Below are 23856 nucleotides of genomic sequence, written 5' to 3'. Positions count from 1 at the left end.
ATACACCTCAGCCATGTAAGTTAATTAAATCTGTAAGCAGTTGAATATAATATTCAATCGGCTGTGGCTGTTGCTCAGTTCGTGTTTCAATATTCAAACGCAACAGGGGTTCAGTGTTTGAGGCGCGAATATTAAAACGCCAAGCACCAAAATCAAAACCTAAGCCGTCGGTGTCATCAAGTTCAAGTACTTGGTCTGCAAAGTGCATCTTTAACGCCAAAATAGTACTTTGGGCATCTTTGACTGTAAAATTGATTTCGCCACTACACGGGAAACGCTGTTGCATGGTTTGGGTTAAGGCTGATAACGGCAATTGTTGTGTTGAAAGTAGATTCATCATCAATAGCCAAGGAATCATGCCACTGTCGCAGTAACCAAAATCACGAAAATAATGATGCGCACTCATCTCGCCGCCATAAATCGCATTTTCTTGTCGCATAACCTGCTTGATATAGGCATGCCCAGATTGGGAAGCTACAGCAATCCCTTGATGTTGCTCAATAATATCAAGTGTGTTCCAAATTAAGCGTGGATCATGCACAATTTTTTGTTGCGGGGCTTGTTGTAAAAAAGCTTGTGCCAACAGACCCACCATGTAATAACCCTCGATGAATTGACCCTGCTCATCAAAGAAAAAACAGCGGTCAAAGTCACCGTCCCATGCCACGCCAAAATCCGCATGGTGTTCAAGCACAGCTTCACGGGTAGCAACGCGATTTTCAACCAGCATAGGATTAGGAATACCCATTGGAAAATGACCATCAGGATGATGTTGAATTTTAATTAGTTCAATGGGTAGATTGTGTGCCATAAACGCAGCTTCTAAAGCATCAACAATGTGGCCGGCTGCACCATGACCGGGATTGGTGACAATTTTAAGCGGTTTAAGCTTTGGCTTTAGATAACCCATCAAGTGGGCAATATATTGCGGCACAATATCATACTTTTGACACTCACCTTGACGGCTAGGCAGGAGAAAGTCACCATTTTGCATGTACGTTTCTAGCTGTGTTAAACCGGTGTCTTTGCCAATGGGACGGGCTTGTTTGCCTACTAATTTCATACCGTTATAATCCAAGGGATTATGGCTTGCTGTAATTTCAATGCCACCTTCAACATCTAGGGCAAGTGCTGCAAAATAGACTTCTTCTGTGCCTGCTAAGCCTAAATCGAGGACATCAACACCGCCATCATTTAAACCATGAATGAGGGCAGTCTTAAGACTGTTGCTGCTTAAACGTACATCAGCGCCAACCACAATGGTCTGAGGTTGAAACACATCAGCATAGGCACGCCCCAACTCATAGGCAAATTTCGGGGTAACTTCAGTGTCGAGTTTGCCACGAATATCATAGGCCTTAAAAGCAGTCATTATGATCTATCTCATTATTTTATAATAAAAATTGCAAATTACTGGATAAGTCGGCCACCCATTCTTGTTCGTGGTCTACCACTCATTCCTATTCCAAGTCGGCCACTCAAATTAAAAAAAATAAGCTTTTATTTTTGAGAAAAGATTTTCTCTCTGTACGACCGGCCTAAAATCTCAAGTTCATAAGATCTATGTAAAATCCGATCCATGACTGCATCTGCAATGGTAGGATCTTGAAACTGCTCAAACCATAATTTTTTAGGAACTTGGCTTGTAATTAAAAGTCCACCGCTCTGAGATTGCTTATCGATAATTTCAAGAAAAGCTGGTGCTAATGATTGATTAAATCCACCTAAACCAAAATCATCAATAATAAGCAATTTTGCAGTACATACTTTTTTCTTGAAGTCTTTGATTTCACCTAAAGTGATTGCATTGGCAATTTCATCAAATAAGCTAATCGCATTAAAATACATCGTGCTGTAACTGCGATGACAAGCCTCTGCTCCAAAAGCGCAAGCTAGCCATGATTTTCCTACACCCGTTGAGCCTGAAATAATAAGTCCGCGACCATCATTAATCCATTCACAGCTCGCATAGCGATGAATATCTGCTTTTTTAATTTGCCGTTCCGCTGCATAGTCGATATGTTCTAATCTTGCATTTGGATATCGGAATTTGGCTTGAGAAAATAACCGTTCAATTCTCCGATTTATTCGATCATTCAATTCAGCATCTAGACAATAATCTAAGAACTCTTCAATACTCGCCTCCTGACTGATCATTTGATCCAGTGAGCTTTCTGCTGATCGAATAAAACCTTTGAGCTTAAGCTGTTCCAGCTTATCTTTAACTGACTTTTTAAGCATGTGCTGTTACTCCTGAATGCTGCAAATAATAATCTGCACCACGAATATTTTGATGTAGTGTTGGTGGACGCGGTTGAATGTCTGATGTTTTTTGAATGAGGAAAGCATTATTCGTGATAATGCTTTCAAGTCGCTTAAGCGTAAAAATCTGGCGTTCCATTGCAAATTGACAAGCGCCTTCCAAACAATGTGATTTTTGTTTATCTACGACCCATTCTCTGAATTTATTTAATGATTTAATATTTTTGGCAAGGTCTCTTTTTTGACTGAGGATATGATTAACATACTGTGAAGTATGTAACCCCATACGATTTGCCCAAAAAATGATTTCGTCTTTGGATAGGCCTTTTTGCGCAAGATGCTCTGGTGACATATGCTCATCTAAACAAATATCCTGATGGATCCCCTGATTGATCGTATGCTCCGCTATTTTTTCACGTTCATAAAAAACATGAATTGCGGATTGCATGATCTTGATATCGACTTGTAAATGCGCATATGTATAGGGAACAGAATATTGGTTAGATTGATACTCAACGCGATAGAATTCACTTACCCGCACCGAACGTTTCCAAGTACACAATTCATATGGGTAAAGAGGTAATGGATTGAGGTCTTTGCCATCCAAAGCTAAGAACTGTTCATAACGACTAATGGTAAATCTGCGAGTCGTTTTACGGTTTATGATATCCATTTTTTGTTGGATTGCTTGGTTGAGTTCGTCAATAGAGAAAAATTTTTGATTGCGTAAAGATGCAAGAACTGAACGCTGAACAATTTGTACACTGACTTCCGCTAGCCCTTTATCCTTTGGATGACGGGGTCGAGTTGGCATAATCGCAAAATCGTAATGCGCAGCAAAATCTTCAAAATCCTTCTGAAACTCTAAACCCGACTTATTGTTCTTGATTACGGCTGACTTTAAATTGTCAGTGATAATTGTGTCTGGTACACCGCCGATATGCTTAAATGCCTGAATAAAACATTCGAGCCAATGTTCCACTTTTTGGCTCGGAACTGCATAAGCGAACGTATACGCGGATGCCCCTAAAACACCTACAAATACCTGAACATAACTTTTTGATCCATCTAATGGCGATGTGATTTCCATTGTACGACCGCAAAAATCCACTAACAGCGCTTCACCACTTTTAAAACTTTGGCGCATGGATGAATGCCGTTTCTTTTGGAAATTTCTAAATACTTCACAAAAACGTGAATAAGAAAGCCCCTTTGCATATTGAGCAATATATTCTTGCCAAAGTAATTCAAGGGTCATATCACGTTTTTTTAATTCTTGATTCACATACTCAAAATCTGGATATATTTTTCTTGTTGGGTAGTTAGCGACCCTAGAGATTTCAAAATAGTCGAGCAATTCAAGGTTAGTAAATAAATTAAGTTCACTATTGTGGATTGGAAAAAGTTTTAACTTTTCATAAATCACTTTAACAGAATCTCTGGAAATACTGACTTGTTTAGCCGTTTCCCTTTGACTGTATTCTAAATTGAGCAGTCTGACTGCCTGCCGAATCTTATCGGTTTCGATACGCATAAATTATAGACCTCTTTGGTTCACTTAAAGAGGCAGAAACCACTCATTGAACATTGATAAAAGAATCAATGTTCAATACAATGATCTTGTCTTGACCGCAAAATTAAGACAACTCTTAAAGGCTCATGCACCATCATGAGCCTTTATTTTTTTCTGCCGATGACTGTACTAATCTTTCATTTGTACATTGTCCGAGAATTGCATAAACTTCTTTAAAATAAAGTTAACTTGAGCATTTAAAGATCGCTGTTGGGCATTAGATTCTGCTTGCAGCTGCTTTCTCAGCGATACAGGGATGCGTATTTTTAATTGAGCAAATTCAGTATTGGGGTTCATATCGACCTCAAATAAACCACTATGGTTTAGCAATGATAAACCATAGTGGTTTATTGTCAATATAATGAGGTACTCTAAGATGAGTCTTTTAAGCGATTCTCAAATAAAATTAAGATTACCGACAGAGCTAAAACAAAAAATAGAGGCTGAAGCGCAGGATTCAAAGCGGTCCATGAATGCTGAAGTGGTTGCCCGCTTAGAAAATAGCTTTAATTTTAAAAAGCTGGAAATCGAAGGAAGTGAACAAACTATTTTAGGCCCATACCAGCTCATGGACCGCAAGAAGGAATTGTCAGATCGATTGGTTCATGCGATTCAGTGGTCTAATTACTCAAATGCAAAAGAGCTTAAGTATTCACATATTGCAGAGCGGCTGGGTTATGACACCGCTGAAATCTTCCTCGATTGGGTGCAAGGAAAGCAAGAACCTACATTTTCTCAACTTCGAAGTATTGCAGATTTTTTAAAGCTCAATCAAGACTGGCTGGTTCACGGAGATGGTTATCCAACCCCCAATTCATCATTTGATGCGTCTGGTATTCCAGAACAAGATATTCCTGAATTATTTTTAACTCAAGGAATCACAGATCATGAAATTTTTATGAGCGAAGTTAAGAAAATTCATTTCGTTCGAAATATTTCCCCTGAAGGCGAACTCCTGATCGTTCGTGAATACAAAGACGAGCGAGTAGATGTTCTGCAAACAAGAGCTCATATCTCAACAGTCATTGGCGATGGTGGGCGAAGAATGTTGCAAAATTTTGCACGTTTATGGTGTTATCTTTATAACAGCCCACACCGCAATGCTGTGTATAGTTATTTGCTCAAAGATGAAAAATTTAATCAGCTTCGCAAGCTTTATGTTCATCCTTTATCTATTCTTCGCACGACCCAAACCTCCTTTTGGTGGGAAGAAATATGGAAAAAACAGCCAAGTGCTCATATGGCACAGTTATATCAGGAACAATGGTCAGATTGGCTATCAACGACACATGTGGCAAGTGAGGGTGTCCTGCAGAATGAAAGTTGAAAGTTAAGTGTCTATTGAGGGGTAAAATCTAATGGGAGAAATTGAAAAATAAAATACCATTGAATATATGGTGAGATTTTGTTAATTTCTGCGCAAAATTTAGCATGCAATAAATTTATGTTCAGAAAAAATATAGTATTAAAAAGCATTTTGCTTTCTTTGGGTGGTTTTGTTGTTACTCCTTTTACATTTGCAGAAACATTTGACCCAGCGATAGATGGTTTGATTCGAAACCAGCAGCGCCAAGCAGAATTAGAAAAAATTATACAACCTGAACGTGATGTAAATTTAGAGGTTGTTCAAAAAAAAGAAGCTGTAAAACTCACAGACATTGAAGACCAGAATTGTTTTGAAATTAAAACAGTTGAACTTCATGGAGAAATGAGTCAGCAGTTTGATCACGATGTGCAACAAGCGTTAAAAGATTTAAGTTTTACTTCAGGTTTATGCATGGGTGAGCAGCGAATCAATCTGTTGATGACGCAAACACAGAACATCATCATTGGCCGAGGCTTTACTACGACACGAATATTGGCTGCACCTCAAAACTTAAGCACAGGCGTATTAAAACTTACCGTCATTCCAGGATTAGTTCGAGAAATCAAACTCGATTTAAGTGATGAGGAAAATACCCGAGCAGGCCGAATTCAATATGCCAAAAATATCTTTCCGATGAAGAGTGGCGATATTCTCAATTTACGAGATTTAGAACAAGGCTTAGAAAACTTAAAAAGGCTGCCTACAGCGGAAGCTGATATTCAAATTATTCCTGCAGATGCGCCCAATCAAAGTGATGTGATCGTCAAATGGAAACAGCGAAAAATTCCAATTCGCGTGACCTTAAGTGCTGATGATGCTGGGAGCCGTCAAACTGGTAAATATCAAGGCAACATCACCGTTTCAGTGGATAACCCTTTATTTAGAAGTGACTTATTTTACGTCACTGTGGGCCGTAACTTAGCAGATCAGCAAGAGATTACGGATCAAAATGGAACCACAGTGAAGAGCGGAACCCATAACTACGCCCTTCATTATTCAGTCCCTTATAAAAACTGGCTGATCAGTGCCAATGCGAGTCGATACAATTATGACCAAGCTGTTGCAGGTACAAACAATGTCTATAACTATAATGGAGAAAGTCAGACTCAAGATTTAGGTTTGACCCGATTGCTTTATCGGGATGCCAAGCGTAAAACCTCAGCGACCTTAAAAGGTTGGCATCGTGAATCAAAAAGCTATATTGATGATGCAGAGTTGACTGTACAACGAAGAGACGTTGCAGGTTGGCAATTCAATCTTGACCATCGTGAATATATTCAATCTGCAGTGCTGGATTTGAGCCTAGGATATAAGCGCGGCACAGGTGCATTTGATTCATTACCAGCAGTTGAGGAAGCGCTGAACGAAGGTACATCACGGATGAAGATCTGGACGCTGGATGCCAATCTGAATGTTCCGTTCCAATTTGAAAATCAGCAATATAGCTACTCAAGTGCCTTTAGAGCGCAATATAACGGCACGCCACTGACCATCCAAGACCGGCTTTCTATTGGTGGAAGGTATACGGTACGCGGTTTTGACGGTGACCTAACCTTAGCAGCAGACCGTGGATTTTACTGGCGCAATGATTTAGCCATGTCTATTTTCCCCACACACCAATTTTATATTGCTTTAGATGCGGGTCATGTCGATGGACAATCAGCAGAATGGCTATTGGGCCAAACCTTAATTGGCACAGCCATGGGTTTTAGAGGCCAAGTACAGGCAGGTGGTAGCTTTTATTATGACTTTTTTGTAGGCAAGCCGCTGCAGAAACCTGACTACTTCCAAAATTACGATATGAATTATGGGATTAGCCTGAATTACTCATTTTGATTTTGAGCATTCAAAAAAAATAATGAGTCCTTAAAGACATTTGAAAAGATTTAAAGCATTGGTAAAAGAGAAATGAATAAGAACTGTTATAAAACGATTTTTAGTCAAACCCGTGGTGAGATGATTGCCGTTGCAGAAAATGTCTCAGCCGCAGGACAAGCCTCAACACAGAATAATAAAGCGGTTGATCTTGAAACAGCAGTCATTGCTTCTGAAAAAAGTTTAGGTTTAAAAGTTCTTTCATTTTCATTGATGCTGATTACAGGCACTGCTCTGATCAGTGCATCTATTGGTGTATCACACAGTAATGTTGTTGCAGACCCGAATGCGGCAGGCAATCAGCGTCCAACGATATTGAACAGCGCCAATGGCACAGCGCAGGTGAATATTCAAACCCCAAGCAAAGCTGGGGTATCGGTGAATCACTACCAGCAATTTGATGTGAATCAGAATGGTGTCATTTTAAATAACAGCCGCCAAAATACCCAAACGCAGCTTGGGGGTTATATCCAAGCCAATCCGTGGCTTGCAGGCGGTGAAGCCAAAGTCATTGTCAATCAAGTCAACAGCAGCAATCCAAGTCACTTAAATGGCTATGTAGAGGTCGGTGGACGCAAAGCAGATGTGATCATTGCCAACCAAGCTGGGATTAATGTCGATGGCGGCGGTTTTATCAATGCAGGTGGGGTGACTTTAAGTACCGCTAATCCGAATATTCAAAATGGACAAGTCACGGGTTATCAAGTCCGTGACGGGGTGATTAACATCACAGGTCAGGGCTTGGATGCCGGTAAAGCCGACTATACCCAACTGCTCAGCCGTGCTGCACAGATCAATGCGGGGATTTGGGCTAAAGAATTAACGGTGGTTGCCGGACAAAATGATATTGAAGGCAATCCGCAGGCTGGTGCGATACAGGCTGCTTCGGGATCGGCAGGCACTGTACCACAGTTTGCCATTGATACCAGTCGCTTAGGCGGGATGTATGCGGGCAAAATCAGTTTAATCAGTACCGAACAAGGGGTTGGGATTAACAATGCGGGGCAAGTGTTTGCCTCAGCTGGGCATATTAAAATCAGTGCCAATGGCGAGCTGCAAAATAGCGGTGCAGTCGTTGCAGAAAATAAAGTCGATAGCACCCCAGTGAGTTTAAATCTTCAAGCAAAAGATTTAAACAATACTGGCAAGATATTAAGTCTGGGCGATCAACGCATTCAGGCTGAAAACGTCAATAATACTGGCCTCATTAATAGCCAAGGTTTGACGCGTATTGATGCCAGTCAAGGCATTCAAAATGTGGGTACAGGTCAAATCTATGGTGACCATATTGCCCTACAAACCGCGCATCTTCTCAATGCGGAACAACAAACCAGCGAAGGTGTCAAAGCAGGCACGATTGCGGCACGTCAACGCTTAGATATTGCAGGCGGAAAAATTGAAAATAGAGAACAAGCCCTAATCGCCAGTGAAGGTACGCTGACCGTTGGTGGGCAACTGAATGTAAACCATATGGCAGAGGGCTCTGCCGCATCCTTAGACAATGCCAGCGCACGTATTCAATCTGTGGGTGATATGTACCTAGGTGTGGATACGTTGACCAACCGAAATTTACATTTCAGTTCAAGTGTTAAAGAAATACCGGAAACCCGCAAAGATGTGACCGCTTATCAAGGTGCTGGAAGCGCTGAAATTCTTGATTCATCGCATATTACGGGTTATGGAGGTCATGATACCATTTACTTGGACGGTCAAAAATATGAAGACTATACCCGATATATCTACAACCAGTACGAAACCCAACACTATGTGGATTCCAGTGCACCAGCGGAGATTATTTCAGGTGGCGCACTGACGCTAAAAGGCCAAAGCCTGACCAATGACAAGAGTCAAATTCTAGCGGCGAAAGGCATCAATATTGAACAAAATGAGGTGAATAATATTGATGCTGAGGGTGAACACCGTGTGATTAAAAACGGGACATCGCAGTATCACTATGTAGGATGGAACTCTTTAGGTACCAGCAAAAAAAGTGAATGGAACGGTGTTCGTGCCTATAATCCTGCGGACATTGTGACACCGATTAAACTCGATGTAGTGAAATATGATGGTGCTCACCAAGGCTCATTAAATGGAGATACCTCAGAACTAAGCTTACCGCTGCAATCCTTATACAGCGTGAATAAAGAAAATAATAACCGCCCTTTGATTGAAAGCAGCGATGCCTTTACTAATTATAAAAAATGGTTAGGCAGTGATTACATGCTGCAAATGTTCGCGACCGACCCGCAAAACATGCAAAAACGTTTAGGGGATGGTTATTACGAGCAAAAACTGGTCAATGACCAAATTGCACAACTGACGGGTCAAGTTTATTTAGATGGTTATACGAACTTCGAGGATCAATTCAAAGCCTTGATGGATTCTGGGGTGAGTGCCGCCAAAGATCTTAATTTAAGTGTTGGGGTGAAACTTTCAGAAGCACAGATTGCTCGATTGACCAGTGATATGGTGTGGCTGGTGACAGAAACCATTACCGTTGATGGCGAAAAAATCCAAGTCTTGGTACCGAAAGTGTATGTTGCAGTACAGCCGGGAGATTTAAACAACAAAGGTGCCTTGATTGCAGGCGAGACGGTCAATTTAAAACTGAGTGGGGATTTAAACAACCAAGGCAGCATTGCTGGACGCCAATTGGTGAATCTTGAAGCCAATAACATGAATAACGTGGGCGGCTTAATACAAGGTCGAGACGTCTTTGCGACAGCACACACCGATATCAATAATATTGGTGGGACAATGACCGCCAATCAAACCCTTGCCCTTGATGGGGGCCGAGACATTAACAACATCACCACGACGATTAAAACTGAAAATAAGCACGGTTTAAGTGAATTTAGCGCTGAAAACATTGGTCGTGTTGCTGGGCTGTATGTACAAGAGGCGGATGGTCAGCTGGTTGCTAATGCCAAGAATAATATCAATCTGACTGCATCAGATCTACAAAGCCAAGGCAGTGTTACCATCAAAGCGGGACAAGACCTGAATCTTTCTACGGTGAATATCAGTCGCAGTGATTTAAGCTCAGCAGGTGACAAGGATCAGATTCTGAATGCTTCGAGTCGAGATGTAGGGACGCAGATTCAGGCGAAAGGTAATATTTCTCTGCAAAGCGTTGCCAATACTCAGATTAAAGTCGGCACATTGAACAGTACGTCGGGCAATGTAGTGATTGATGCTAGACAAAATGTCTTGATCGAAAATGGACGAGATGAACGCAGTTCTCAGCTTGCCGCCCAAGAAAAAGGTGGCTTCTCTACAACAGATAAAAAAATCCAATCTTCGACCAGTCAATCGATTGCAACCGACATCCAATCGGGTGGCAATATCCTGATCAATAGCCAAACAGGAGATATTCAAGCCACACACCTGCAAGCAGGTGCGAAAGACAGCATTCAAATTACGGCAAACCAAGGTAATGTCAAACTTTTGTCAGATATTGATACTGACATGAAGAGCACGGAAACAGCCAAGAAAAATACAATTCAATTTAAAAACCGTCAATCAGGATATATCGACGAAGACGTTGCACAAACACAGCTCAAAGCTGGCAAAAATGTTGATATCAATGCCGGTAAAAATATCGAGCTGCAAGCCAATGATATACAAGCTCAAGACAATATTTATATTGGCAATACCCAATTCGAACGCCAAGCGGATGGCAGTTTAAAATCCAAAGATGGTAATGCCCTGCCCGAAAATGTCAGTCTGACGACATTAGAAACCAATGATCAGCAATGGGATGAAACACAAAAGGGCTATCGAGGCATTGCCAAAGACTTAATGAAAGTGACTGCTGTTGGCTTAGCAGGTATTGAGGCTTTAGCTCCGGGATTAAAAGCACCGAAGATCACGATCGGAGAATCATCGAGCACACGGACTGAGCAAAGAACACAAACAGGGACCGATCTTGGTGCCAATAATGTCTATGTGGGCTCAGCAGGTCAAACGACACTGACCAGTAGTAACATTGATGCACAGAACACGGTCTTAGCGGGCAAAAAAGTCACGCTCGATGCAGCAGAAGAACAACACAAAACGGTAAGCTCAAACAGCAAAGAAACGGTACAAGGTCTTGGGGTAAAGCTGAATAAAGACAGCATTCGAGTGGGCGGCTTTGTACTTGAAGATACAGAGAATACCGTTAAAACTACAGCCACAACGCATAAGTCAGGCAATATCAATACTGAAAACTTAACGATTCAAGGTGCAGAAGGTGTAGATCTCCTCGGCCAAAATATCACGGCTACAGGCGATACGATCATTGATCATGGTCGAGGAAATCTCAACATAGGAGGTTATGAAAATAAAACAGCCACAGAAGAAAAGACCCATACTGAAACTGTGAGTACAGAAGTCGGCATTCGCAATGCCTATTTAGATGCAATCTTAGCGGTAGAAGCTGTTGCAGATGCAACTAAAGCCTTATCTAAAGCTAAAGATGAGTATAGCCAAGCACAACGTGACTATGCAGCGGGTCGAATTACCAAAGGAGCCTTAGATGACAGCAAAGCCAATGTCGCAATGGCAACGGCCAATGTGGCAAGTGCACAGATTGCTGTAGGGGCAGCAGCCTCATCTGCGGCTGCAAGCAGTGCAACCTATGGCTTTACCATTGGCGCTAATGGTGAAAGGATTGAAACTACGACGACCACGAATACAGAACAAAGCCAATGGCAAGGTAGCAACTTAGATTTAAACAACCTTCAGCTTAAATCAGAAGGTCAAGACATCAATATTCAAGGTAGTCGCGTGAATGCGGCAGGCACTACGGCCTTCGATGGCAGCAAAGACCTCAATGTGACTGCAGGCGTCGAGCGAACAAAACAGGACAGCAATAGTAAAACCAATAGCCAAAGTGTGAGCTATACCTATGGTGGTGGCGGTAGTGCTTCAATAGGCAAGCAAACCAGCCAATCACAAAACGAAAGCCTCACCCACGTAAATAGTGAAGTTGTGCTGAATCGTACTGAAGGTGCTATTGATAAATTGAATATCCAAGGCGGTACGGTGAGCATTGCTGATCGAGGCAGCCTGCAAGTTAAGGAAATTCATGTAGAAAGCTTGCAGGATAAAGCATCCAGCAGCAATAGCAGTAAAGGCGGTTCTATTGGCGGCGGTTATGGTTCGGGTTCAAAGAATATTACGGCCAGCTACAACCAAGCTAAAGGTAATAGTGACAGTGCATGGGTGAATGACACCAGTAAGCTACTGATTGGCAATGCACAAAACGATGCCGACTTAGACGCGATGGGTGTTAAGAACGTCACCAATATCGGTGGTGTAATTGCCAATGCAACGAAGAATAGCGATGGCACATTGACCGACCATGGCAAACTGAATTACTCAGGTGAGCTAGAACTCAAAGATATCGAAGACCACAACTACAACAGTAGCAGCGGCTTTAATGTCTCGACCAATATCGGTATTCCACAAGGTGGGACCAAAGAAGCATCTACTGCACCAAAAGGTTCAACGACCATTGGCCTCAACAGCAGTGGACAGGAAACAGAACAATTGACCAAAGCGACAATGGGTCAAGGTACAGTTACAAATGCTACAGATACAACCAATAGATATATCAATAACACACAAGAAATCACCCGAGACCAAACTACAGGCATGCTTGATGGATCAGTGACGGTTGACCACCGCTTATTAACAGAAAGTGGCCGTGCTGAGATTATTAAAGAACAGAAGGATTTACCTGAAAATTTCCGTCAAAGTGCTGAAAATTTAGCGAAAGCATTACCAGAGGGTGAGTACAAAGATAAGGCTTTACAAACGCTAAATAATATTCAGGCAAGGCTTTATAATTTACCAAGTGAATATAAAGAAACGGGCGTAGTTGGTGACAAAGTTGCAAGTGAATTACTCAAACGAGGGATAGAGCCCAAAGAAGTAGAAGCATTATTTTCTAAATTAGATTTTTTCTATGCAGCAAAAGAATTTAGTGAGATTCAGAATCAATTAGATACATTAGCTCAATCTGGTGTTGATTTAGAAACGATTTTTAAACAACCTAAAATAGGCGTAAGCGAACAAGAAACAATTTATGCAAAAGGGACTGACTTTGAGACAAAAGTTACGACTCAAACAACAGTTGGTATGACTATTTTAAGCAATATTGCAGATTTAGGGAATAATATAAAACAGATTAGCGATGATTTAGGTGTTGATTTAGGTACTGTTCAACTTGCGGTAGGTTTAATGATTTCAGGTCCAGTTCGTTTAGTAATTGAGACAGGAAAGTCTTTAGCTTTAGATAATGTAGCAGGAGCTGAAATAGCTCAAGGATTTGATGCTCTAGCAACATCATTAACTGCCGCCGCTCATCTTACCAATTCAAATACGATTAATAATTGGACTAATCCAGAGAAAGTTAAAGAAATTGAAAACTCTACGTCTGAAAATAAATTAGATGAATTGAAATTTGCAAATGAAATTGAAAAGAATAAACAAGGTGCAGAATATTTAATTAATGCTGTGGCTGGAGTTGTAGGTGCTGGAATAGGTAAAGGTGTTGTTAAGGGGAAAGATTCAGAACTTGAAGTTTCTAAATCTGGATTTGAAATAGGGGATAATAATTCCATAACTGGACATCAGATTTTAGGCATACATAAGGACGAAAGTAATAATACTATTGGTAATTACATAGTCGAAGGCACCAAGCCATCAACTAAAGATAAAGTTATTAATGTTGAAACACAATATTATGAAAATCCAGGACATCATGACTTGAAAGATGGAAATATGCCTTATAACTCTACTAAAGCAATAATTCCTGACAATCATGTAAAATTATGGGAAAACAGTGTAAAAATTGATAGTGATCCAAAAAATAGATGGGCAATTGAAAATAAAGATGGGAAGGTCATTTATCATAGGTTTCAAGATGATGGTAATGGCAATTTCCATTGGAATGGTTCGACAAAAGGTATTACGTCCTCAGGAAAGGAACGAAATATCAAGATTTCTGATGTCCCTTCTGACTTGATAAAAATGGTAGATAGCAAATGAATAGAATTGGAAACGATCAAGTTTTTATAGAGTTTGATGGAAATTATCAGAATAGTAATTTCATCCCATTGCGTTTATGTATTGAGGGGGAGTATCTAGGAACTTTAGACTCTCCTACTTATGTGACTAGCTTTATAAATTCACTAAAAAACTTACTAAATGATAATTACTATTATAGCAATGTGATAAATGATGAAAATTGTAAAAAATTTTTCTATCCTAAAGGTTTATTATCTGAGAATTACAGAATCACTTTAGAAGAAACCTTTGATGATTTCAGTAAAAGGGCAGCAAGGAATAATAATACTATTTATTTTACTTGGTTTTTATATGAAGATCATTTTTTTGAATACAAAGATAACATTGTAAATAAGGTAATTTTTTCTAAATGTAAAAGTCTAGATTTACTCAATTTAATAGATGATTTTCTTGAAGTAATTAATTAAGGGGCTGTAGTCGATAAGGCTAAATACCCACCAAAATTAGGAGGTGACAACAGCACTCAATGGTCTTTCAGCAGCGATTAGTACAGGGATGGTAACGGTTGCGAAGAAAGGTGGTGGTCACTGCTGTCCCACAATTTTTACAAGAGGAAGCTCATTTAGGCTTCCTCTTGTTTGATGGGGACTTTATCGGGTGAAAATAACGCTTTTAAGGTTTTTATTTCAAATAAATTCACTTGAATTATTCTGAGTAAGCGCTGAACTGTCCAGCCTTTTTTCCCTAAATGTTGAGCGAAACTTACCAGTAAATAGGCGATCATCGCAATCCAGATTTGCGTCTGAATGGCGTTCTTGCTTCGGCCTAAAAAGGCTTTTAATTTCAGGTTCTGTTTAATCGCTTTAAAGAACAATTCAACTTTCCAGCGGTCTTTGTAAATCGCTGCAATGGTAGAGGCAGCTAGATGAAAGTTATTGCTGAGAAAGCTAAAGTGCTTGCCACTTTGCTGATCTCTATATTCAATTCTTCTTAATACGGGGGCTTTTCTTTTTAGGGCATGTGCGCTATTTAGCTGAATGGTTTCATCTTTTAGAATGCCTTTGGATTCAAGCACGGGATGTTGCTGGATCACCTGATACACCGATTTAGGTCTAAAACGTGTCACAAAGCTAACGTTTTGAGCGCTTAGATTCGCATACCATTGATAATCGACATAGCCTTTATCAAAGACCACAATGCTGCCAGCGGGAAACTGGAATTTTCGGCCTTGTAACATGTCATTTTCTTTACCATTTTCAACTGCAATAAACTCAGGAATATCATTGCTGTGATTCAATCCTATGCTGAGTTTCATGCTGGCTTTTGAGTCGTGAACTTTGGCCCATTCACATAAGGAAAGCGACAGGTCAATATGACTGGCATCCAGGGAATATAATGGATTCTTAAAGCGAAATTTATGGGCTACTTTTGAGTGTTCATAGTATTTAAGCAACTTGTAAAAGAGCTGTTGATACAAGGCAGCAGGCTGCTGCTCATTGATTCGTGCCAGTGTACTTCGGGGAATAGACTTTGCTCCGAAATGACTCAGTTTGTCCTGTTGGCACTCCAGATTGGATTGAATATCTCTCAGACTTTGCCTGCAGGAAAGTTGAGACATCAAGATGGCAATAAACTGATCCCATCTTGAAGCCGCTCTAAATTTCTGTCCAACATGGTGTACTTTAGCAAGTTGCTCAAAATCCTGTCGCACGACGGGTTTAATAAGCTGATGAAATACGGTATTCTGATGTGACAAAACCTGAATCCTGGTCGTTAAAGTGTTTGTTTGCACTCATATTTTAACGATTTGGACTCAGGTTTTTTATTTAAATCAAACTATGGGACAGCAGTGAGGTGGTGGTATTGTTATTGATACTGCTAAAAGTACTAAACGTATTTTAGAGCCTGTAAATTATTTTGTGTAAGTTCGATTTTTTAATCGATCATCGAACGTAATCGTAAATCAGTTCATCGCTAAATGATATAAGTAGCGCTGTTGTGCAATATTGGCATTTGAATACTTTTTATGAGGTTCATTCTTCTTGTAATTCTATTACTGAATAAACCCTAAGTGGCCGACTTGGAATAGGAATGAGTGGTAGGGAACGAATAGGAATAGGTGGTAGGTTTATGCAGGAATATGCAAAAAATTAAGCTAACAGCGTTTTTTGCTACTTTGGGTAACTAATCATTAATTTTTGTTAAGTTAAGCTGAGTTTAATCAGTGCAGATATGATGAAAGACTTGACATCCTGCTCAATTTTTCGGTAAATATCCGCACACCTTAAGGCAGGGGAGTCTCCAAAGAGACTGAGAGGCTAGATGAGTATCAACTCGAGCTAGCGACCCTTTGAACCTGACCCAGTTAATGCTGGCGTAGGAAGACCATCTTGATTTTATAAGCGCATATCCATTGTGCTGACTTCATTATTCCTGTACGTCGCATGGGTCTCTTTTCTTGGAGATCAACATGTTATTTGAGTTTCGCGTATGAGCCACTGGTCAATTTTGGGCAGTGGTGTCAGTGCGCTTTGTGTTGCCACTGCATTGCGCGCCCACGGCGAATCGATTGAAATGATTGTCAGTGAGCAGCCGAGTGCCTCATATTTTGCCGGCGGTATGCTCGCCCCTTTTTGTGAAGCAGAAGCTGCGCCTCATTTTAAAAATTTATGTGACTTTGATGCAATTAAATGGTGGAAGCGTCATACCCAGCAAGTCATTCAACATGGCACGTTGGTACTTGCACCACAACGTGATCATGCTGAACTCTCGCGTTTCGCAGCGCGTACCATCCAACATCAAAGGGTAATACCTGCGCAACTTGAAGCAGATTTAGCCCACTTTGCGCAAGGCCTATTTTTTAAAGATGAAGCACATCTTGATCCACGCTTGGCTTTGGCTGAATTAAAACATCATTTAATCCAACACGATGTACCCATCCATCAAGGGCAAGCCAGCGGTCGGATCATTGATTGCCGTGGAATCTATGCACAAGATCAGATGCCATTACGCGCTGTGCGTGGTGAGATGTTAATTTTAGAACAACCTGAAGTACACCTCTCACGTCCCATCCGTTTCTTGCATCCACGTTTTGCCTGTTATTTGGTGCCACGCCAAAATGGCCAATTTATGTTGGGTGCGACCATGCTTGAAAGTGATTCACGCCAACCAATTAGTGTACGGAGCAGCATGGAATTGTTAAATGCAGCCTATGCCATTCATCCGGCTTTTGCTGAAGCACATATTGTTGAAACAGGGGTTGGCTTACGTCCTGCCTATCAAGACAACATTCCAAAAATTAGCTATCACAATCAAATTTTTTATATCAATGGCATGCATCGTCATGGCTTTTTGTGTGCGCCATGGCTTGCTGAAAAACTCGTTCAACACATTGCAGGGAGTGCAACATGAATATTTATTTAAATGGTCAAGCAATTGACACCCAAAGCTTAAATCTTGCTGATTTACTGCTTGAGCACGATATGGATGCCAGTGTGGTGGCCACAGCAATAGATGGTGATTTTGTTCCACGTAGCCAATATCACTGTACGCCTTTAATGTCAGGACAAAAAATTGAAGTCCTTGCGCCCATGCAAGGGGGTTAATATGCAAGTTTATGGAACGACACTACAATCGCGCCTATTTTTAGGTACAGCAGGTTATCCATCGCCTGAAGCACTGCTACAGGCAATTCAAAGTGCCAATGTAGATGTGATTACGGTCAGTTTGCGCCGGGAAGGTTCTGGTGGACAAGGCTTTCGTGAATTACTACAGCAAGTCAAATGCCGGTTTTTACCCAATACAGCAGGCTGCTATAGTGTTAAAGAGGCGGTCACTACGGCGCATATGGCACGTGAGGTGTTTAATACCTCATGGATTAAACTTGAAGTGATTGGGCATCCCGATACCTTACAGCCCAATCCATTTGCCTTAGTTGAAGCAGCAAAAATTTTAAGCCAAGACGGTTTCCAGGTGTTTCCTTATACCACCGATGATCTGATTGTAGCGGAAAAATTGCTTGAAGCCGGTTGTGACGTACTGATGCCATGGGGTGCACCGATTGGTTCAGGTCAAGGCTTATGTCATATAGAAGCGCTACAACGTATGCGCCATTATTTTCCACAGACACCGCTGATTATTGATGCAGGCATTGGTGCACCCAGTCATGCAGCCTTAGCGTTAGAGATGGGCTTTGATGCCGTATTGCTTAATACCGCAGTTGCACAGGCCCAAGACCCTGTGGCCATGGCACAAGCATTTGCGCTTGCAGTACAGGCAGGTCATGGAGCTTATCATGCCGGATTAATGCCAAAACGCGATTTGGCCCAAGCCTCAACACCACTGTTTGGCTTAGCGGAGTTTTAACATGCCAAATCAACGCTATAGCCGCCAAATGCAAATGCCACAGGTGGGTGAGCTAGGTCAACAACGCTTACAACAGGCAAAAGTTCTGGTGGTGGGTGCAGGTGGGCTAGCAGCGTCATTGCTGCCCATTTTGGCAGCCAGCGGGGTCGGCTATTTAAGGTTATATGATGCGGATCGGGTGGAATTGTCGAATTTACATCGGCAAATTTTGTTTCGGATGTCAGATATTGGCGAGGACAAAGTCCTTGCAGCGCGACAACATTTACAGCAACTCAACCCCGAAGTACATGTAGATGCCATACCTCAGCACATCGACAGCACTACCTTACAAGCGGCCTTGGTGGATATTGATATCGTGGTGGATGCCGCAGATCGTTTTGCCACCACCTATTTATTGTCAGATGCCTGTCATGCAGGAAAAATTCCGTTGATTAGTGCTTCGGTATTAACTGAACAAGGCTATGTGGGCGGCTTTTGTGGTACAACAGCACCGAGCTATCGCGCTTTGTTTCCTGAGTTACCGCATCAAGCTGCTTCTTGTCAGAGCGCAGGTGTACTGGCTTCCAGTGTCGCCACCTTGGCCAGTTTGCAAGCACATATGGTGCTTAATGTTCTATTACAGGCCAAAAAATCGGCCTTGGGTCAGTTGTTACGTTTAGATTTAGCCACGTGGCACATCAGCAGTATGCGCTTTGATCAACTACCAGAGCCTGAAGAAAGTCACATGTGGCTTGATCGTGCTCAACTTGGTGCAAATGACCTCATTTTAGAATTACGTGACCCAAGCGAAATAGCATCTCCCATTACAGGGGCAATTTACGTTAAGCTCGATACTTTACCCGTACAAGTCACGTCCCAACGGGTGGTATGTGTCTGTAAAAGCGGAATCCGTGCTGCAAAAGCCGCCAAAATCTTAAAACAGCGTGGTTTTCCAACGGTGTATATTTTAGCGGATTAAAATATCTTGACCTTCCCATCATGGGAAGGTTTATTCTATGTGCGAGGCTTGATAGGAAAAGGATAGAGCAATGCAATCGGTTCAGCTCAAAATTTTAGGCATGACCTGTGCGTCTTGTGTGGCACGGGTTGAAAAAGCCTTAAATAAAGTTGAAGGCGTGACTGCGCATGTCAACCTTGCTACAGAATGCGCCGATGTGCAGGCTGAACAACTTGACTATCTTGCCTTGCAAAACGCCGTGCAAAGAGCAGGCTTTGATTTAGCAGTGCAGCATCATGAGTTAAATATTCAAGGCATGACTTGTGCCTCTTGCGTGGCACGCGTTGAAAAAGCCTTAAAAAAAGTCGCTGGGGTGACGCACGCCCAAGTCAATTTAGCCACTGAACAGGCACAGGTCCATGCTTTAAGCAGCATCACGCAGCAGCAATTGATTCAAGCCGTACAAAAATCAGGATTTGATGTTCGTTTAGCGCAGATTCAATTACATATTGTGGGCATGAGCTGTGCCTCTTGTGTGGCGCGGGTTGAAAAAGCTTTAAAAAAAGTCGTGGGTGTGAGCAATGCTCAGGTTAATTTAAGCACTGAACAAGCCACCATTACTGTTGAGCATGTGGTGGATCCGGAAATTTTGATTCAACAGGTTAAAAAATCCGGTTTTGATGCCTATTTGACTCAAGATGCTCCACAGGATGAAAAACAACAGCAGCAATATGGCTTAAAACGTGATTTAATCCTCGCAACAGTTTTAGCATTACCCGTCTTTATTTTGGAAATGGGTGGACATTTAATCCCTGCTTTTCATCATTGGATTTTATCAACGCTTGGACAATACAACAGTTGGGTGCTGCAATGGCTACTCACCAGCGTAATTTTAATTGTTCCGGGACGGCATTTTTATCAAAAAGGCTTCAGCGCACTTTGGCGCTTACATCCTGATATGAACTCTTTGGTTGCAATCGGCACACTTGCTGCCTATAGCTACTCGGTGGTCGCGACGTTTTTACCCCATCTCTTACCTGCTGCAAGCTTAAATGTATATTTTGAAGCTGCCGCCGTGATTGTAGCGCTGGTGTTACTTGGGCGTTATTTTGAAGCACGTGCCAAAGGTCGTACCTCGCTTGCGATTCAACATTTGCTTGGTTTACAGCCTAAGACTGCGCATATTGAGCAAGATGGTCAAAGCGTTGAAATTGCCATTCAAAATGTCCAAGCCAAGATGGTGCTTTTGGTACGTCCCGGAGAGCGAATTGCCACAGATGGACAGATTGTAGAAGGGCAAAGCTTTGTAGATGAATCCATGATCAGTGGCGAACCCATGGCAGTGACCAAACAGGTCGGTGACACCGTGGTGGCTGGTACCATTAACCAAAATGGTTACTTGAAAGTGCGTGTAACCGCTGTCGGACAAGACACGCTTTTGGCACAGATTATTCGTATGGTAGAACAGGCACAAGGGGGTAAGCTACCCATCCAAGCCTTGATTGATCAAGTGACTTCGTGGTTTGTGCCAGTGGTGATGATCTTATCTATGCTGACCTTTATCGCATGGTGGTTATTGGGTCCCCAACCGAGTCTGAGCTTTGCTTTGGTCAACGCTGTGGCGGTGTTAATTATTGCCTGCCCATGTGCGATGGGATTAGCAACACCCACCTCGATTATGGTGGGTACAGGACGTGGCGCGGAATTAGGCATCTTATTTCGCCAAGGTCAAGCCCTGCAACTGTTACAACAAGCCAAAGTGGTGGCTTTTGATAAGACAGGCACATTAACTGAAGGTAAACCTCAGCTCACCGACTTACATGTGGTTGCTCAGTTTGATGAACAACGTGTGTTAAGTTTGGTCGCGGCAGTAGAACGACAATCTGAACACCCCATTGCACATGCCATTGTCAAAGCTGCAGATGATTTAGCACTGCCGTATTATCATGCCACAGACTTTCAAGCCCACGTGGGCTATGGTATTCAAGCTTGTGTTGACGGGCATACCTTACATATTGGCGCTGAACGTCTGATGCAACAACTCAACATTGACACCCAACAGCTGCTCGCTTTAAGCCAAGAGTGGGGGCAAGCAGCCAAAACCCCAATTTTTATTGCCATTGATCAACAGCTTGTGGGAATTTTAGCTGTTGCAGACCCGATTAAGCCAAGCAGTATCTTTGCCATTCAAGCGCTACATGACCGAGGTATTCAGGTCGCTATGATTACAGGCGACCAACAGCATACAGCGCAAGCGATTGCCAAACAGTTAAAGATTGATCAGGTGATTGCCGAAGTTTTACCTGCAGGCAAGGTGGCTGCCATTCAAGCATTGCAACAACACGGACATGTGGCATTTGTGGGTGATGGGATTAACGATGCACCTGCCTTAGCACAAGCAGATATTGGAATTGCGGTGGGCACAGGTACTGATATTGCCATTGAAGCAGCAGAAGTGGTGTTGATGTCAGGTCATCTACATGGCGTCGCCAATGCCATTGCATTAAGTCATGCCACAATGAACAATATTCGCCAAAATTTATTTTGGGCGTTTATCTATAACGCTGCGCTGATTCCAATTGCAGCAGGTTTACTCTATCCAATGTTTGGCATTTTATTGTCGCCGATGTTTGCTGCTGCTGCCATGGCCTTATCCTCTGTGTTTGTGCTGAGCAATGCGTTACGTTTACGCGGTTTTCAGGGCCAGCATGAGATAAAAACATGAACATTGGTTTAGTGGCTGCGCAAAGCGGTATTTCAGCCAAAATGATTCGTTATTATGAACAGATCGGCTTAATTCAAGCCACACGGCGTGCCAATGGTTATCGAGAATATACCCCACAGCATGTAGACACATTAAAATTCATTAAAAATGCCCGTGAATTAGGTTTTGATTTGAACAACATTCAAACCCTATTGGCACTATGGCACAATCCGGCGCGCACCAGTCGTGAGGTAAAGGCACTAACTTTGTCACATATTGCTGCATTGGATGAAAAGATTCATAGCCTACAACAAATGCGTCAAAAATTAACTCAATCACTGGTGCAGTGTCGTGGCGATGACACCCCTGAATGTAGTATTTTAACCCAAATCCTCGGAGAAACGAGCATGAAATTTCGTATTGATAACATGACCTGTGGCGGTTGCGCACGCAGTGTCACAGCCACTATTCAAGATCTCGACCCAAACGCACAAGTGAATATTGATGTTGCCAGCAAATTGGTTGAAGTTAAGAGCCAAGTTGATGCAGCACAACTCATTGCTGCTTTAACAGAAGATGGTTTTCCGCCTGTTTCTGTTTAAATAACAGCAGGTATGCTTAAAGTCATACCTGCGACTCTTTGCCTAACAAGAGCTGCTGAATTTGCATTTTCATTTGCTCAATCCATACAGGCTTTACCCCTTCAATCAAACAACGACTGATTAAACCTTCAATCAGTGTATAAATCAGATTAGTCCATTGGCCTTGTTGTATTTGCTGACAACTTTGTCCAACCCGTTGATAAATCATATATTTATGTTGTTGCGCAATTTGTAAGATCGCTTTATGACTATCATCGGTTTCAGCCACAGCTCGCACAAATAAACAGCCTTTAAAATCATCTTGTAAAAACCACGCTACATGCCAATCGATTAAAGCCAAAATGGCGTCTATCCCAGACAAACCGTCTAAGGCTGCTTGTAAATCACCTTGAAATTTTTCATCGCGCTTTTTAAGTACCGCAACAATCAGCTGCTGCTTGTTTTTATAGTGGCTATACAGCGTGGTTTTAGAGCAACCTGACACATCCCGAATGAGATCTACCCCGACGCCAGTAAAACTGTGCTGATTAAACAGATGTTCTGCTGTGGTTAAAATTTTAAGCGCAGATTTAGACATAAACTTCCTTAAAATAAAACTGTACAGGTCTGTACTATTTTTATTCTATCGGTATGATGGTAAAAAGACAAGGTACGGATCTACATAATGAGATTATTTGAACAAGCAGGGCTAAATCGCGCGGTTGGTATAGATGCACTACGCGGTTGCTTAGGTGGAACATTGAGTATTTTTATACTGTTGCAATTAAGCCAAGTGAGCGACTATGTGTGGATTATGGCACCCTTTGGTGCAAGCTGTGTATTGTTGTACGCTGTACCACATTCTCCCTTAGCGCAAGCGAAAAATGTGATTTTGGGGCATGTGAGTAGTGCTTGTGTGGGATTACTGTTCTTAGAATTTTTTCCTATACACGCATTCACCATTGCTCTAGCAGTAGGCATTTCCATTGCTGTCATGCAATGTTTAAAGTGCATTCATCCCCCTGCAGGTGCCAATCCTTTGGTGATTTTGTTGACGTACCAACAGGTGCACTATGGCTGGGATTTTTTGCTATTTCCAGTCTTGACGGGGGCTGTGCTTTTGGTGGTGATTGCAAAAATCTTGAATAGATGGATGCGAAGATCAGCCCTTTAATT

The 23856-nt window shown here is 41.9% G+C and carries 17 protein-coding genes and 1 riboswitch; of the genes, 11 read left to right on the top strand and 6 right to left on the bottom strand.

All coding sequences use genetic code 11. The features are described from left to right. Positions 1–7 precede the first annotated feature (7 nt). The 4 genes from Q0Z55_RS05970 to Q0Z55_RS05955 form a co-directional block, all read right to left on the bottom strand. Positions 8–1372: a phosphomannomutase CpsG gene (locus tag Q0Z55_RS05970; RefSeq protein ID WP_297425592.1), complete on the bottom strand. Its 1365-nt coding sequence runs from the start codon at positions 1370–1372 to the stop codon at positions 8–10. Between the two features lie 128 nt (positions 1373–1500). After that, positions 1501–2241 carry an IS21-like element helper ATPase IstB gene (gene istB / locus Q0Z55_RS05965; protein ID WP_297425589.1) on the bottom strand — a complete coding sequence of 247 codons (741 nt, stop codon included), beginning with the start codon at positions 2239–2241 and terminating at the stop codon, positions 1501–1503. After that, positions 2234–3796 (bottom strand): IS21 family transposase, encoded by a 1563-nt coding sequence (gene istA, locus Q0Z55_RS05960; RefSeq protein ID WP_297425586.1) that lies wholly within the window; start codon positions 3794–3796, stop codon positions 2234–2236. Before istA ends, istB begins: the two co-directional genes overlap by 8 nt. A 168-nt stretch (positions 3797–3964) precedes the next feature. Beyond that, positions 3965–4132 carry a hypothetical protein gene (locus Q0Z55_RS05955; protein WP_297425583.1) on the bottom strand — a complete coding sequence of 56 codons (168 nt, stop codon included), beginning with the start codon at positions 4130–4132 and terminating at the stop codon, positions 3965–3967. 79 nt (positions 4133–4211) lie between these two features. Between Q0Z55_RS05955 and Q0Z55_RS05950 the strand changes: the two genes are divergently transcribed. The 4 genes from Q0Z55_RS05950 (at position 4212) to Q0Z55_RS05935 (ending at position 14560) form a co-directional block, all read left to right on the top strand. Continuing rightward, entirely contained in the window at positions 4212–5162 is a 951-nt protein-coding gene (locus Q0Z55_RS05950) for an Arc family DNA-binding protein (protein WP_200223473.1), read from the top strand. A 78-nt stretch (positions 5163–5240) separates the two neighbouring features. Further along, positions 5241–7037 carry a ShlB/FhaC/HecB family hemolysin secretion/activation protein gene (locus tag Q0Z55_RS05945; RefSeq protein ID WP_297425577.1) on the top strand — a complete coding sequence of 599 codons (1797 nt, stop codon included), beginning with the start codon at positions 5241–5243 and terminating at the stop codon, positions 7035–7037. A gap of 72 nt (positions 7038–7109) precedes the next feature. Then, entirely contained in the window at positions 7110–14114 is a 7005-nt protein-coding gene (locus Q0Z55_RS05940; protein WP_297425575.1) for a hemagglutinin repeat-containing protein, read from the top strand. Then, on the top strand, positions 14111–14560 hold the full coding sequence (locus tag Q0Z55_RS05935; RefSeq protein WP_096901592.1) for a hypothetical protein: 450 nt from the start codon (positions 14111–14113) through the stop codon (positions 14558–14560). Before Q0Z55_RS05940 ends, Q0Z55_RS05935 begins: the two co-directional genes overlap by 4 nt. Before the next feature lie 155 nt (positions 14561–14715). Here Q0Z55_RS05935 and Q0Z55_RS05930 read toward each other — a convergent pair whose 3' ends face one another. After that, positions 14716–15849: an IS4 family transposase gene (locus Q0Z55_RS05930; protein WP_004647387.1), complete on the bottom strand. Its 1134-nt coding sequence runs from the start codon at positions 15847–15849 to the stop codon at positions 14716–14718. A gap of 525 nt (positions 15850–16374) precedes the next feature. After that, a riboswitch (TPP riboswitch) is annotated at positions 16375–16494 on the top strand. 89 nt (positions 16495–16583) lie between these two features. On the opposite strand from Q0Z55_RS05930, the gene Q0Z55_RS05925 reads away from it, so the two are divergent. The 6 genes from Q0Z55_RS05925 to cueR all read left to right on the top strand — a co-directional run bounded on the left by Q0Z55_RS05925 (position 16584) and on the right by cueR (position 22701). Further along, complete coding sequence (locus Q0Z55_RS05925; protein ID WP_297425562.1) at positions 16584–17504, top strand: FAD-dependent oxidoreductase; 921 nt, start codon at positions 16584–16586, stop codon at positions 17502–17504. Further along, complete coding sequence (gene thiS, locus Q0Z55_RS05920; protein ID WP_297425558.1) at positions 17501–17698, top strand: sulfur carrier protein ThiS; 198 nt, start codon at positions 17501–17503, stop codon at positions 17696–17698. The genes Q0Z55_RS05925 and thiS overlap by 4 nt, the downstream gene beginning before the upstream one ends. 1 nt (position 17699) lies before the next feature. Further along, a complete protein-coding gene (locus Q0Z55_RS05915) occupies positions 17700–18458 on the top strand; it encodes a thiazole synthase (RefSeq protein ID WP_297425555.1) in 759 nt (252 codons plus the stop codon). Position 18459: 1 nt separating this feature from the next. After that, complete coding sequence (locus tag Q0Z55_RS05910) at positions 18460–19416, top strand: HesA/MoeB/ThiF family protein (protein WP_297425552.1); 957 nt, start codon at positions 18460–18462, stop codon at positions 19414–19416. 70 nt (positions 19417–19486) lie between these two features. Then, entirely contained in the window at positions 19487–22120 is a 2634-nt protein-coding gene (locus Q0Z55_RS05905) for a heavy metal translocating P-type ATPase (protein WP_297425549.1), read from the top strand. Then, positions 22117–22701: a Cu(I)-responsive transcriptional regulator gene (gene cueR / locus Q0Z55_RS12405; RefSeq protein WP_366806826.1), complete on the top strand. Its 585-nt coding sequence runs from the start codon at positions 22117–22119 to the stop codon at positions 22699–22701. The genes Q0Z55_RS05905 and cueR overlap by 4 nt, the downstream gene beginning before the upstream one ends. A gap of 22 nt (positions 22702–22723) precedes the next feature. Here cueR and Q0Z55_RS05890 read toward each other — a convergent pair whose 3' ends face one another. Beyond that, on the bottom strand, positions 22724–23278 hold the full coding sequence (locus tag Q0Z55_RS05890) for a TetR/AcrR family transcriptional regulator (RefSeq protein ID WP_297425546.1): 555 nt from the start codon (positions 23276–23278) through the stop codon (positions 22724–22726). An 87-nt stretch (positions 23279–23365) separates the two neighbouring features. On the opposite strand from Q0Z55_RS05890, the gene Q0Z55_RS05885 reads away from it, so the two are divergent. Continuing rightward, complete coding sequence (locus tag Q0Z55_RS05885; RefSeq protein ID WP_297425543.1) at positions 23366–23854, top strand: HPP family protein; 489 nt, start codon at positions 23366–23368, stop codon at positions 23852–23854. Positions 23855–23856 lie beyond the last annotated feature (2 nt).

Source organism: uncultured Acinetobacter sp. (genome assembly GCF_947626835.1).
Lineage (GTDB): Bacteria > Pseudomonadota > Gammaproteobacteria > Pseudomonadales > Moraxellaceae > Acinetobacter.
The sequence above is the reverse complement of the archived record's forward strand: the minus strand, read 5'-3'. Positions and strand labels throughout refer to the sequence as shown.